Source organism: Vibrio sp. 1CM8B, from assembly GCF_023161685.1.
GTDB classification, from domain to species: domain Bacteria; phylum Pseudomonadota; class Gammaproteobacteria; order Enterobacterales; family Vibrionaceae; genus Vibrio; species Vibrio coralliirubri.
In genome coordinates this window covers 560,760-574,527 of sequence record NZ_JALNTU010000001.1, presented here as the reverse complement: position 1 = coordinate 574,527, position 13,768 = coordinate 560,760, and the positions used below count along the sequence as shown (strand labels likewise).

Sequence of the window (13,768 nt, the reverse complement as noted above, 5' to 3'; positions counted from 1 at the left end):
AAGTCGCTGATGCAGGTCAAGCTAGTTTGAGAGAAGTGACGCCCCTTGAGGAGAAAGTATCACGTATTCGACTCACCTAATGAGTCGAATAATGAGTTAATCGCATCACAGAGGTTGCAAGAGTAACTCCTAACCCAACAAGACTACTCACTCACCGCGAACACATTACAACGGGAAGCGCAGATGAAGTCATTTTTGTGCAGGCCTTTGATTGAGTGGCTCCACCAAGTGACGGTGACTTTGCCCCACTCCAGTAAGATCGATGGATGATGGAACTCTTCTTCTGCTAACTCTGACACTTTGTTGCTGAATGCCCATGCTTGTTTGTAGTTCTTAAACTTAAACACCTTCTCAAGCTGCGGGATGCCGTCTCTTTCGATGACCTGCCAGTCTGACAACTCCAACAGTAAAGATTGTTGTTCATCTTTACTTAGGGCAATCGCGTCGATACTGCAGGCTTCGCATTTTTGTTCATTCAACATGTGTTGGTTCCTTGGGTTCAAAAAGTGGTGGTAGTAACCCCGCGTCGATGGCGAGATCAGCTTGCTGTAATAGGTTTTCCTGACTGATTTTGAAGAGCTCAGATAGCTCGTCGATCACGTAATATTTCGGCTGCATGATGTCGATACGATAAGGAGTTCTTAACACCGTTTGCAGATCGAACCGCTCACGAACCGCCAAATCACCGCCTAATGCGTACATGGTTTCCGCCGGAGACGAGAGAATGCCACCGCCATAGATTTTTAGTTGTTGGCCTTCTTTTACTAAACCGAACTCGACCGTAAACCAATACAAACGGGCAAGATAAGCGCGCTGTTTGGATGTAGCGGCTTGGCCTAGTTTTCCATAATGCTCAGTGAATGCTGCGAAATCGGCATTAGTGAGCATGGCACAGTGACCGAAAATTTCATGAAAGAAATCAGGTTCTTGTAAGTAATCGAACTCGTCTCGCGTTCTCAAAAATGTCGCAACTGGGAACTTCTTATTGGCGAGCAAATCAAAGAAACGGTCGAAATCGATCAATGCAGGCACAGGCTGAACTTGCCAACCTGTTGTTTCCATTAGCACTTTGTTTATCTCTGGCAGCTGGGGAACTCTGTCTAATGGCAGATCCAGCAGGGTCAAACCGTGCAAATAAGCATCGCATGCGCGGTCATTAATCACGTCCAGTTGCCTTTTCACTAAGTCGTGCCAAATGGCGTCTTCTTCGAGGCTCCACTCAACCCATCCCTCTTGGCTCACGGGCTTAGAATGATATTGAGTCATTACACACCTCCTTTCGAATGTCTCACTTTAAGCCTATCTCCACTCCTTATATCCGCCAATTTGCACGATTTTTCGAAACAGGCGATCGTGTAACATTTTATTTACACAATTCCGACAACCCCTTATTTTGCTGATCTTTTGACTTTGTAAAACCTAAATACCAGACTGAAATCGTTAACTTTTTGTTAAAGGTAAAGGAATGCACGAGAGCAATAAGCCAATTTGGCAACCCAGTGACCAGCGTATCGCACACGCCAACGTAACCCGATTTATGAATAACCTCGATCAGCAGGGCGTATTCGAGCGGAAATTGAAAAACTACACGGAGCTTCATCAATGGTCTGTGGATCAGCCGGAGTCGTTTTGGCATAACGTGTGGCTGTTTTGTGGAATGGTGGGTTCGCAAGACTGTATTAACAGGGTAGAAAGCGAGCACATCAAAACTCAAGGTGAAAGCCGCTGGCAGCAGCCGAAATCGAATCGCGATGCGGTGTGGTTTCCGAATGCTCAAGTTAACTACGCCGAAAACTTGCTGCATTCAGCAAAAGCGTTGCCAAACGAACTAGCGATTTGGTTTGAGAACGAGCATGGCGAACAGCAAAGCTACACATGGCAAACCTTGCGTGAGGAAGTCTCTAGCATTCAACAATGGCTCGTGGAATGTGGCGTGCAACAAGGCGATGTGGTCGCCGCTTATACCCCTTATCTGCCGCAAACCGTGGTCGCGATGTTGGCAACCACCAGCTTAGGGGCGATTTGGACGTCAACCTCGCCTGATTTTGGCGTCGAGAGTGTGATTGAGCGATTTGGCCAAGTGAAACCCAAGGTGCTGTTTACCTGTGATGGCTACACCTTCAATGGAAAAACGTTCGATATGACGGACAAGAACCGTGAAATCATCGAACACTTAAACGAATTAAAACAGGTGTGTGAGATCGGTTATTTGAAACCGAGTAATGACTTAGAGAAGAGCGATTTAAAGAAGAAAAAAGTTGAACATGATGTGTCGATTCTAAGCTGGCACAGCATCATTCATCACTATCAGCCACAACCTGTACGATTTGTGCGTGTCGGCTTCAATGAACCACTGTTTGTACTCTACTCTTCCGGCACAACGGGCAAGCCTAAATGCATTGTGCATTCTGTCGGTGGCACTATCATCAACCACCTAAAAGAGCATCAGCTTCATTGCGATATTAAACCAAGAGATCGCGTGTTCTACTACACCACTTGTGGTTGGATGATGTGGAACTGGCACGTCTCTGCGCTCGCGAGCGGTGCTTGTTTGGTTATCTTTGATGGTTGCCCGGTTTACCCGCAACCTAACGTTCTATGGGATTTAGCACAGCGTGCTGACGTATCGACATTTGGCACCTCAGCTAAGTACCTAGAAGCGATTGAGAAAGCCGAACTCTCACCGCTCGACAGCCACTCTCTGCCTCAATTAAGAACACTGTGCTCGACGGGTTCTGTGCTCTACCCAGAGCAGTTCGATTACGTCTACAAGCACATAAAGCAAGACCTGCATTTAGCGTCAATTTCTGGCGGTACGGATATTTGTGGCTGCTTTGTTTTAGGCAACCCTATCTCGCCGGTGTATCGCGGAGAGTGCCAACAGGCCGGGCTCGGCGTCGACATCAAGGTGTTCAACTCTTCTGGTCACAAGGTCGATCACGAACGTGGCGAACTGGTGTGTACAAATTCCCTACCCAATTTCCCTGTTGGCTTCTGGAATGACACCGGAGAGCGCTATCACAGCACCTATTGGGATAGGTTTGATAATGTGTGGCATCACGGAGATGAAGTCGCACAGAGCGCACATGGCGGCTACCTGTTCTACGGGCGAGGCGACACCACACTCAACCCCGGTGGCGTGCGAATTGGTACAGCCGAGATCTATCAGCAAGTGAACACCATTGAGGGCATCATAGATTCCATCGCCGTCGGTAAAGATGTCGACCGCAATGAGCAGATTTGGTTGTTCGTCCAACTGCAGAAAGGTGTGGTTCTAAATGAAACGCTATTGGCCGCCATTAAGCACAAGCTCAAATCATCTTGTTCACCAAGGCATGTACCAAGCCAGATATTTGCGATCAGCGACGTGCCAAAAACACGCTCAGGAAAACTGGTGGAGTTGGCGGTGAAACAGGTGATCAATAGTAAGAGTGTAGAAAACCTCGGGGCTATCGCTAACGCCGAGGTTTTGGAAGAGATAAAGAGTGTTGTTTCGCTTTAGTGTTGAACCTTAGAAAGTGACTAACTATCTCCGATTTTCATTTGGCTGTCAGATAACACCTAGAGTAAAGGCAGCCGATTGAAAACCGAATCTAAACTTCTATTTAAGCTTGTGAACCCTCGCCTCAGTATAGCCCCGTACTTTTTCTAAAGCTCTTAATGCGATCTGCTCATCATATTTAAAACAAAAATAGAAAATTAATCATTTTATAGCCTGAGATAATATTCACTAAAGACGAATCATTTATTCCAAAAAAGACTCCACCGCTAGATTGTATCCAAGCTTATGGATATTTAATCGAATTGCAATAACTCCCATTTCCACAGCTCCATTTCTAGTGAAATAATAATTTGATAACTATCACATTTAGGACGGTTATTTTCCCATACTATCTCGGCATGTTAATTACTTAAGAGTAATTAAAAACTTAGTCACTGTTATTAACAAGCTTGAATTTAATTAGAAACAAGCGGTTAATCCCTACGTAAAATAAAATCATTATTAAATGATCGGAGACATTATCATGCGTATAGTATTAGCTTTTGGCGGTAACGCTCTTTTAGCAAGAGGCCAAGCATTAACGGCTGAAAACCAACGTGAAAATATAATCAAATCAGCGGCGAGTATTGCCGCGATCGCACGCGAGCATGAGATTGTTATCGTTCATGGTAATGGCCCACAAGTAGGTTTGTTGATGGAACAAAACGCGGCTTATAACGAATATTCACCAGAGACGACCCCGTATCCAATGGATGTACTAGGCTCTCAAACCTGTGGCATGGTGGGCTACATGTTACAGCAAGAACTAAGAAACATTGACCCTGAATTAGACGTAGCGACGCTAGTCACGCAAACTGAAGTATGCAAAAAAGACCCTGCGTTTGCTAACCCGACTAAATTTGTTGGCCCTATATATACAGAGCAACGAGCTAAAGAGTTAATGGCTCAAAGCACAATGCAGTTTAAAGCTGATGGCGAGTACTACCGTCGTGTTGTGCCTTCTCCTATGCCAAAAAACATTGTTGAAATTCAGCAAATTGAAACTCTTCTAGATACAGAAAATCTTGTTATCGCTTGTGGCGGCGGCGGTGTTCCCGTGAGTATTGAACAGGGTAAGAGTACTGGCGTAGAGTGCGTAATTGACAAAGATCTTACGGCTGAATTACTGGCTGAAAAAATCCATGCCGACTTATTTATTATCTTAACCGATGGTTCGATTTTCCGTAACTATGGTAAAGAAGACCAAGCAGAAATGAAGCAAGCAACGCCTGCTGGTTTAGCAGAATTTTCATTCCCTGCTGGTTCTATGGGGCCAAAAATTGATGCCGTTTGTAAATTCGTTGAAGCTGGATTGGGTAATGCGGCGATTGGTTCATTATTTGATTTAGATAAAATAATCACCAATGAAGCTGGTACTCTGATTACGAAAGGCGAAGGTATTGTTTATTATTAATATTATCGAATGATAATCACCACTAATATAAAACCTTGGGTTAAAGCCTCTTATTTAATAACGAGGCTTTTTTATTAGGTCCATATTAGTGCTAAACGGGATAAATATTCATACGCTTACTGCATTTAATATATTTAATTTTGGAAACCGCTTCTTTCAAGAAACGGTTTTGGTAGCCCAAGGGAAGAGTATATTCGTTTACATCAGTGAATCTACATGGACTCATTCGCATCCGCTTGGTTCTCTGGCATCGCGTCGATAAAAGCGGGTAACTGATTGCACGCTTCGACAATTGAGTTAATCAGCGGATAAGGTGACATATCAACATCAAAGCGCAGCGCGTTGTAAACTTGCGGCACTAAGCAGATATCGACAATACATGGTGAATCGGTGAGGCTATACACCGAGTCACCGTGTGTTTGACGATGCTTAGAAAGCTTCTCTTCTAATGCCGAAAAACCTTGGCTCATCCAATAGTGAAGCCAATCCATTTTTGCCTCTTGCTCGCACGATAATTCTCGCTCCAAATACTGCAGCACACGCAGGTTATTAAGAGGGTGAATTTCTATCGCAATATCCTGAGCCATTGCCAACGCTTGATAGCGCAATGGTGTTTGCTCTGGAATCAACAAGGAGTCTGGGCTGCTCTCACATAAATAGTTTTCGTCCAAGTATTGCAAGATAGTCAGCGACTGATTGAGTTTAACTTCACCATCCACTAGCACAGGCACTAATTCACTGGCATTGAGCTCACGATATTGTGGCTCATGCTGCTCGCCGCCATTCCGCACCAAATGCACCGATTTAGATTCATAGTTGAGCTGCTTTAGGTTCAATCCAATACGCACCCGATAGGCGGCCGAAGAGCGCCAGTAACCGTAAAGTGTCATGTTCTGATTCATACAATGATCTCGCTCGAGCTGAATCTTTATAATATGGGCTATAACGCTCGATATTGGCTAACTTTTTGGTCAATAGCGCCAAAAATCGAGTCACCCGCCGCATCAAACATCTCAAGCTTGATCGAGTCGCCAAACGACATGAATTGAGTCGAAGGTTTGCCATCGCGAATCGTCTCTATCATGCGTACCTCGGCAATGCATGAATAGCCCACGCCGCCCTCTGCAATTGAGGTGCCGTGGTCAGTGCCTTGCTTATTCGATACCGTGCCTGAGCCAATGATCGCGCCTGCCGACAGCGGGCGAGTTTTCGCTGCATGCACAACTAGCTCGGCAAAATTGAAGGTCATATCGACGCCCGCATTCGGGCAACCAAAAGGCTGGTCGTTGTAGGTCGATATCAGGGGTAAATGCACCTTGCTGCCTTTCCACTGTTCACCAAGCTCATCAGGTGTAACGGCGACGGGGGAGAACGCCGAAGACGGTTTAGACTGGAAGAAGCCAAAGCCCTTAGCAAGCTCTGCCGGAATCAAGCCGCGCAGCGACACATCGTTCACCAGCATCAGCAAGCGAATCGAATCGTGCGCCTGCTTAGCACTGGCACCCATAGGCACATCACCGGTGACAATCGCGACCTCACCTTCGAAATCGATGCCCCACTCGTCACTGGCAAATTCGATGTTGTCACGAGGGCCAATAAAGGCATCTGAGCCACCTTGATACATGAGTGGATCGACCCAGAAGCTTTCTGGCATTTCAGCACCACGCGCCTTACGCACCAGTTCAACGTGGTTTACATAGGCGCTGCCATCAGCCCATTGATAAGCTCGTGGCAATGGTGATTCACAATACTGAGAAGCAAACACTTCACTGCCTGTCACATGCCCGTTGTTTAACGAGGTGTATAGCTCCCCTAACTGAGGTGCAACGCTGTCCCAGTTATCCAACGCAACCTGCATGGTGGGGGCAAGGTGCATCGCATGGAAGATTTCAGTGGCAGCTACACATTGTTTAAGATCTTTACTCACGACCATCAATAGACCATCGCGAGTACCATTTTTCTTGGTTGCTAATTTCATCCTTGTTGCCCCTTACTTCTCTTGCCAACTGTAAACATATTCTTTGTTCTCAACGCTATCGAGTTCGTCAGAGAACTGCAGTGCATGGCGAGTATCGATCATCACCGCCACTTCATCGGTAAACTTCTTCTTATGCGCTTGCCCAGCCTTAAAGGCTTTAGGATGAGGCCCATGAGTGAAGCCCGCAGGGTGGAAAGTCACCATACCCGCTTCAATATTATCGCGACTGAAAAAGTCACCAGCGTGATAGAAAAGCACTTCGTCATAATCGTCATTGTTGTGGTAGAACGGCACTTTCAACGCACCAGGATCGCTCTCAATCGGGCGTGGTACAAAGGTGCACACCACAAAGCCAGCACCCACAAACGTTGTATGCGCTGAGGGTGGCAAGTGGTAGCGATGCGACATCAGCGGTCTGATATCGCGCCAATTCACTTTCACCACCGCTAAGTCGCCATGCCAGCCAATTGCATCCAATGGATTGAACGGATAGGTGATCACGCTGACTTTATCGTGGCGCTTCACCTGAACCTGAGTCTGGTTTTCTGAATACTGAGCGCGGAATTGATCATTGATAGAAGGGATGTCGAGCACCGCCGGATCAAACACCGCGTGATTGCCAACCATGCCTTTCTCTGGCAAGGAGTAAGCCGCGTCTGTGTTCTCAATCATCAAGATAAACATCGGCTCGCTTGGCTCTAAACGCCAGTTGGTCGAGCGCGGGATCATCACGTAATCCCCTTCACTCACGGCTAGATGACCATAGTCACAATAGAGATCGGCGCTGCCTTGATGAATGAACAGCAGCTCATCACCATCGGAATTACGCACTAAGAAATCCATCTTCTCATCCATGCGCCATACGCGGATTTTGCAGTCTGCATTGTGCAAAAGATGAGGCACCGCCCAAGGGGTTATCTGGCTGGCTTTTTCCACCAGCGTGAAATCAAAAGCGCGAGGGCGTAAATCGCCCTCCCACTCCGACCAACCTGTTGGGGCATGTTGGTGATGAAAGTGAGCGGCAGGACCGAAGAAACCACTCCGACCCGCCTCTCGCTCATAGATTGCCTCTTCAGGGAAGTCGGCATGCGCTTGTTTAGAGCACACACCCTCCCGATGAGGAAACGAGATCCATTTATGCATCGTCTAATACTCCTCGACGAATCTGGTCCTCTTCAATCGATTCAAACAGCGCCTTGAAGTTACCTTCGCCAAAGCCTTCATTGCCTTTACGCTGAATGATTTCAAAGAACACAGGCCCAATTACCGTCTGTGTGAAAATTTGCAGCAAGATGCCGTCTTTGGTCGGTGCGCCATCAATCAGAACGCGAAGCTCGCGCAGCAAGTCGGTATCTTCACCGTGGCCCTTCACACGCTCGTCGACTTTCTCGTAATAGGTATCAGGGGTTGGCATAAAGTCCATGCCGCGATCACGCAGAGTTTTCACCGTTTTGTAGATGTCATCTGTGGCGAGTGCGATGTGTTGAATACCTTCGCCGTTGTATTCGCGAATGAACTCTTCAATTTGTGATTTGTCATCTGAAGATTCATTAATTGGAATTCGGATCTTACCACACGGTGAGGTCATGGCGCGGCTCACAAGGCCTGTCAGCTTACCTTCAATGTCGAAGTAGCGAATTTCGCGAAAGTTACCGATGCGCTCATAAAACCCAGACCACACATCCATATTGCCTTGCTTCACGTTGTGCGTGAGGTGGTCGATTTCATACAAACCAACATTGGCTTTGGCCATACGCTCTTCAGCATCATCATAGAATCGGAAATCGACGTCATAGATGCTCTGCTTGCCATAGCGATCCACAAAATAGAGCAGGCTTTCACCGATACCGTAAATAGCAGGAATGCTCAGCTCCATTGGCCCTATTTCTGTTTTGTACTCTTCACCACCGCCCTTAAACGCTTGTTCCATGGCAGCGGTTGCTTCGTTGACACGAAAAGCCATGCCACAGACCGATGGCCCATGCACCTTGGCGAACGCCTCCGCTTGGCTGTGTGGTTGTTCATTAACGATAAAGTTGATGTCACCTTGTCGATACAGCCAAGCCTCTTTTGAACGATGCTTGGCGATCTCAGCAAAACCAAGTGACACAAACAGCGCTTTAAGTTGCTCAATTCCCTTGTGGTCAACGGCCGTGTATTCAACAAACTCGAATCCATCCGTGCCAAGCGGGTTGTATGTATCCACCATGAACTTTCTCCTTGTACCTATTGGTTTTGTATTACGTGGTTTTTGTCCTTAATTAAATTTGGCCCACAAGCGGAAAGATTGGAATGGATAGAAGGAAATGGGCAATAACGCTAAAAACCCGTCAAATTGTAAAATATTTGTTACACACAAAACCTCACAACAACAAAGTGAGTGCTATCAAGGGATTGAAAGATGGTGGTTTGATTTACAGCAGAGCAAGAGATGTTATCGAATTGTTACATACGCAATTTTATCAGCTAAGGTGATAAATCGAACATTAGATTGATGATGCAAAAAAGCCGCTGTAGTCAGCGGCTTGATGAGTTCTAGAACGAACCTAATTCGAATATAAGATTCAATTTAATCCCAGTTGAGAATCGACCAATTCGGTTGATCGGCTAACGCTTTCAAACGCGGGCATGGGTTTACTAGGTAAGCAAAATCAGCGTGCTCACACAAAGGTAAGTCGTTGATTGAATCCGTATAAAAGTGAATGTCTGAGTAGTTAGTTTCTTGATTGTCTAACCACTCTTTTAAACGCGTCACTTTGCCTTCACGGTAGCTTGGCACACCTGAGATTTGAGACGTGAAACGGCCTTGGTTTTCAATCAAATCAATACCGAGTGCGTTCTCAATACCAATCTTACGACCGACCGCTTCTACTAAGAAAGTCACGCTGGCAGAGATGATCAACATATCGATATCATCATTCTCTAGCTGCTCAATCAAAGGTTTCGACTGTTTGAACTGTTTAGGCAAAATATGCTGTTCAACACACTCTTCCACCAAGGCAGTCACTTGCTCTGTTGGCATGTCAGCCAGTGGCTGCATAGCGAACGTGAGGTAATCTTCCATGTTCAGCTTACCTTCCGAATACAGGCCCATTAAGCGCTGGTCTTCTTCAATAAAGTTGGGCGCAGTAGCAATGCCCTTTTCAACCAAGAATTCATTCCATAGCATCGCGGCATCGGCATTGATCAGCGTTTCGTCCATATCAAATACATACAAAGGTTTGAACATCTTAGGCTCTCACAGGTTGAATTTCGTTAAGGTTAAACAGGAGTTCAAGTTGGCTGCCGTTTGCCAACAGTCGTTCAGAGGAGCGGTTAAGTAAATCGACAGTTAATTCACATTCATCAACGTCCACTTGGTAGCGAATCACATTGCCCAGCAGCTGGTGGTTACGAATAGTGCCCGTTTTCGGCGCAGAGATATGTTCGCCATATTGTCGGCCTTGCTCTTTAACGTAGATAGATTCAGGGCGAATCGCCACTTTCCACTCGGTTTCAATGTTGAAAAGTTGCTTGGCTTTGTTCGCTTGCACCAGATTGTAGTGGCCCATGAAGCCAGCAACAAACTCATTGGCAGGTTGAGTGTAGATCTCTTCGGGTGTCCCCGCTTGGACGATCTCGCCTTTGTTCATCAAGAAGATGCGGTCAGACATGATCATCGCTTCTTCCTGATCGTGGGTCACGAAGATCGTGGTCAGGTTCATCTCTTTTTGAATATCTCGGATCTGTTGGCGTAGGTGTTTACGGATCTTCGCATCCAGCGCCGAAAGCGGTTCATCGAGCAATAGAATACGCGGCTTGACCACCAAGGCTCTTGCCAAGGCGACACGCTGACGCTGACCGCCCGATAACTGATGCGGGTAGAACTTCTCTTTGCCCGTTAAGTCCACCAGCCCAATCACTTTCGCGACTTCACGTTTAATCTCGTCAGCAGCAAGCTTTTTCATCTTAAGACCAAACGCAATGTTGCCTTCAACCGTCATGTTCGGGAAAAGCGCATAAGATTGAAACACCATGCCAATGCCACGCTGTTGTGGCACTTGGTGAGTAATCTCTTCACCGTTCACCCAGATCTCGCCACCATCAACAGGATTCAGGCCTGCCAAGCTGCGCAATAGAGTCGATTTACCACAGCCACTTGGGCCAAGCAGAGTAATGAATTCGCCCTTCTCGATGGAAAATTCAATATCTTCAAACACCGTGTTGTCACCAAAGCTCTTGGTGAGGTTTTTTGCATTTACATAGCTCATTATTTTGTTCCCTGGCTGAAACGACTTGCCAACCAAGTCAGTAAGAAAATAAACAGGAAGTACGTCATCACAAGGGCTGACGTGAAGTGGCCGCTGGTTTGACGCATGTTGTATAGGTAGATTTGCAGTGTCTCGTAGCGTGTACCCACCAAGATGTTGGCGAACACGAACTCGCCTAATAGGAACGAGAACGACAAGAACAATGACGCCATTAAGCCTTTCTTAAGGTTTGGCAGAATAATCAACAAGAACGCCTTGGTGGTACTTGCACCGAGCAGATGTGCTGCATCCATCAAGTCATGCAAGTTAATCGCTTCAAAGCTGTTGGCAATCGCGCGATACATGAATGGCAGCGCGATGGTGAAGTAAGTACCAATCAAGATCCACGGTGTGCCTATCAAGGAAATTTCACTATCGGCATATAGCTGAAGCAAGCCAACCGACGACACCACGGGTGGCACAGCGAATGGCAATAAGATCAAGATATTCATCACCTTGTCGAGCTTCGGGAAATAGTAAAACACCACGAAAATCGCAGGCAGAACCAACACCACACTCAATGACAGCGCAGCCACACAGATAAACAGTGAACGACCAAAGGCTTGTAAGAAGCGAGGATCGGTCAGCAGGTTGATGTACCAATCTAACGTGAAGCCATCCGGCAGGATCGTCGCGCCCCAACGAGAAGAGATCGAGTAGATAAAGGTCGCCAAGATCGGGATCATCATGATGCCGACAATCGAATAGACAACCGTTTTATGAAAGCGAGTATTGACGGTGTTCATTACTTTCTCTTCCCTGCGTAGCTTTTGCTGATCAGCCATTGGTTAATCACGGTGATGAAGGCTAGCATCGCCATCAGAATCACAGAAATTGCAGCGGCTAGGTTGGGTTCTAAGAACAAGTCACCCGATACCAAGCTCGCAATTCGAATCGTAATCACGTTGTAGTTGCCCGAGGTCAACGCATACACACTCGCATAGGCGCCAATCGCATTAGCAATCAAGATGATGAAGGTGCCAAACAAGGCAGGAGATAACACAGGCAGCGCGATTTTGGTCCAATACTGCCAAGTTTTCGCGCCAAGCAATGCCGAAGCTGCTTGCCAGTCGTCACTCAGGGCATCGAACGCTGGATACAGCAACAACACCGCCAATGGGATCTGGAAGTAGATGTAAATCGCCAGCAAGCCCCACTTGCCGTACAGGTCGAAATCACCCAGCAATCCATACTGTTTGAGCAATAAGGTGATAGCACCGTTGGTGCCCAAGATGATGATGAAGGCGAATGACAGAGGCACACCTGAGAAGTTGCTGCTCATGTTGGTAAACGCAATCACCGCATCGCGGATTTTAGAATCAACGCGGCGCAATGAAGAAACGAGCAGAGTCGCAATCGCCAAGCCAACAATGCTCGACCAAATCGACAGCCATAAACTGTTGCCAAAAGCCTGCATCATGAAGGCAGAGTCGAATATTTCAGAATAGTTTTCGAGAGAGAGCTCATCATCGTAGAAGAAGCTGTTGATCAGCACCCAAACCATAGGTGCCAGTTGGAACAGATAGAAAAACAGTGCGAAAGGCGCAAGCCACAAGGCGGGCTTGAAGCGTTGAAACAAAGATTTGGTTTTGGGTTTAAGCGCAGAGCCATCGGTCTGCGTGATTACAGAACTGCTCATAGGGCCAACAATTCCTGAGTGTAAGATTTATCGTGTTCAAGGTTGAGTAGCTGACACACGCTGCCGCAGATGTCGGTCTGTTTCACTGAACATTCTTGGTGTGTAAACTTATCGCCAATCACAAAGAAAGGCACTTCACGCTCTTCAGGCAGAATGCCACCGTGAGACAAGTCATTGTTCATGCCGTGGTCACTGGTGATGATCACTTGATAACCATCGTCTACCCATTTCTCTAGGTAGTTCGACAGGTAGATATCCGCGCCACGAGCACTATTGCGGTATTGGCGAGAATCCAGCCCGTGCTTGTGCCCTATGTCGTCAATGTTCATTGGGTGAATCAGCAAGAAATCAGGCTGATGAGTCACGCGCAGGTGCTCAGCATCCAAGAACAAGGCTTCATCAGGGTAGTGGTCCCAATGGTAGAAACAGCCGTGTTGAATGTTCATGGTTTCATCGTTAGTGAAACGGTCGCGTACAGCATCAAATGGCGCTCGGTTATACAGCTCACTCACCCAATGATATGCGGCTGCAGCCGTCACTTTGCCCTGTGACTTAGCCAAGCTAAAGATCGACTCGTGATTCGACAGACGCACGATTTGATTGTTAATAATGCCACTCTCGACAGGGCGAACCCCAGTTAAAATGCACTCATACAGTGGGCGTGACATGGATGGCAGCTCACACTGCACAGGGTAAAGCGTGGCGCGCAGCTTGTTTTTTTGCGTGCTCTGCGAAGTGCTCTGTTTATTCTGCAAACCGCCCTGTTTTGTCTGCAAATCGCTTAGTTCTAGAAGACCGTTCAGGTAGCCCATGCAATCACGGGCTACCTGATAGTTCAGTCCATCTAGAACAACAAGGATAACCTTATTGCTCATGGTCTATTCTCTATTGCTTGTTTCTATAAGCC

At 46.8% G+C, this 13,768-nt stretch carries 14 protein-coding genes; 3 read left to right on the top strand and 11 right to left on the bottom strand.

The features are described from left to right. Window positions 1-143 precede the first annotated feature (143 nt). Both MSG36_RS02405 and phhA read right to left on the bottom strand, forming a co-directional pair. The gene (locus MSG36_RS02405; protein ID WP_248366021.1) at window positions 144-482 is read right to left on the bottom strand and encodes a 4a-hydroxytetrahydrobiopterin dehydratase; all 339 of its coding nucleotides are present in this window, start codon (window positions 480-482) and stop codon (window positions 144-146) included. Then, entirely contained in the window at window positions 472-1,266 is a 795-nt protein-coding gene (phhA, locus tag MSG36_RS02400) for a phenylalanine 4-monooxygenase (RefSeq protein WP_017065113.1), read from the bottom strand. Before phhA ends, MSG36_RS02405 begins: the two co-directional genes overlap by 11 nt. A 199-nt stretch (window positions 1,267-1,465) precedes the next feature. On the opposite strand from phhA, the gene MSG36_RS02395 reads away from it, so the two are divergent. Together MSG36_RS02395 and MSG36_RS02390 are read left to right on the top strand one after the other, a co-directional pair. Beyond that, window positions 1,466-3,502: an acetoacetate--CoA ligase gene (locus MSG36_RS02395; RefSeq protein WP_248366020.1), complete on the top strand. Its 2,037-nt coding sequence runs from the start codon at window positions 1,466-1,468 to the stop codon at window positions 3,500-3,502. A gap of 523 nt (window positions 3,503-4,025) precedes the next feature. Next, window positions 4,026-4,955: a carbamate kinase gene (locus MSG36_RS02390; protein ID WP_248366018.1), complete on the top strand. Its 930-nt coding sequence runs from the start codon at window positions 4,026-4,028 to the stop codon at window positions 4,953-4,955. 212 nt (window positions 4,956-5,167) lie between these two features. On the opposite strand, the gene maiA is transcribed toward MSG36_RS02390, so the two are convergent. From maiA to hppD, 4 genes are read right to left on the bottom strand one after another with little or no spacing between them, the layout of a single operon-like run. Further along, window positions 5,168-5,857 (bottom strand): maleylacetoacetate isomerase, encoded by a 690-nt coding sequence (gene maiA / locus MSG36_RS02385; protein WP_050651184.1) that lies wholly within the window; start codon window positions 5,855-5,857, stop codon window positions 5,168-5,170. Window positions 5,858-5,895: 38 nt separating this feature from the next. Then, complete coding sequence (locus MSG36_RS02380) at window positions 5,896-6,933, bottom strand: fumarylacetoacetate hydrolase family protein (RefSeq protein ID WP_050651183.1); 1,038 nt, start codon at window positions 6,931-6,933, stop codon at window positions 5,896-5,898. Window positions 6,934-6,945: 12 nt separating this feature from the next. Next, window positions 6,946-8,076, bottom strand: coding sequence for a homogentisate 1,2-dioxygenase (locus MSG36_RS02375; RefSeq protein WP_017075602.1), 1,131 nt, complete (start codon window positions 8,074-8,076; stop codon window positions 6,946-6,948). Next, window positions 8,069-9,142 carry a 4-hydroxyphenylpyruvate dioxygenase gene (hppD, locus tag MSG36_RS02370; protein WP_248366016.1) on the bottom strand — a complete coding sequence of 358 codons (1,074 nt, stop codon included), beginning with the start codon at window positions 9,140-9,142 and terminating at the stop codon, window positions 8,069-8,071. The genes MSG36_RS02375 and hppD overlap by 8 nt, the downstream gene beginning before the upstream one ends. An 83-nt stretch (window positions 9,143-9,225) precedes the next feature. Here hppD and MSG36_RS02365 point away from each other — a divergent pair, with 83 nt between their 5' ends. After that, window positions 9,226-9,408, top strand: coding sequence for a hypothetical protein (locus MSG36_RS02365; protein WP_248366013.1), 183 nt, complete (start codon window positions 9,226-9,228; stop codon window positions 9,406-9,408). 94 nt (window positions 9,409-9,502) lie between these two features. Here MSG36_RS02365 and MSG36_RS02360 read toward each other — a convergent pair whose 3' ends face one another. From MSG36_RS02360 to MSG36_RS02340, 5 genes are read right to left on the bottom strand one after another with little or no spacing between them, the layout of a single operon-like run. Further along, entirely contained in the window at window positions 9,503-10,162 is a 660-nt protein-coding gene (locus MSG36_RS02360) for an HAD family hydrolase (RefSeq protein ID WP_248366010.1), read from the bottom strand. Between the two features lies 1 nt (window position 10,163). Next, window positions 10,164-11,183 (bottom strand): ABC transporter ATP-binding protein, encoded by a 1,020-nt coding sequence (locus tag MSG36_RS02355; RefSeq protein WP_017078395.1) that lies wholly within the window; start codon window positions 11,181-11,183, stop codon window positions 10,164-10,166. Beyond that, window positions 11,183-11,968, bottom strand: a complete 786-nt coding sequence (locus MSG36_RS02350) for an ABC transporter permease (RefSeq protein ID WP_004732591.1) — start codon at window positions 11,966-11,968, stop codon at window positions 11,183-11,185. The genes MSG36_RS02355 and MSG36_RS02350 overlap by 1 nt, the downstream gene beginning before the upstream one ends. Further along, complete coding sequence (locus MSG36_RS02345) at window positions 11,968-12,861, bottom strand: ABC transporter permease subunit (protein ID WP_017091956.1); 894 nt, start codon at window positions 12,859-12,861, stop codon at window positions 11,968-11,970. Before MSG36_RS02345 ends, MSG36_RS02350 begins: the two co-directional genes overlap by 1 nt. Further along, on the bottom strand, window positions 12,858-13,736 hold the full coding sequence (locus MSG36_RS02340) for an alkaline phosphatase family protein (protein WP_248366007.1): 879 nt from the start codon (window positions 13,734-13,736) through the stop codon (window positions 12,858-12,860). Before MSG36_RS02340 ends, MSG36_RS02345 begins: the two co-directional genes overlap by 4 nt. Window positions 13,737-13,768: the final 32 nt, after the last annotated feature.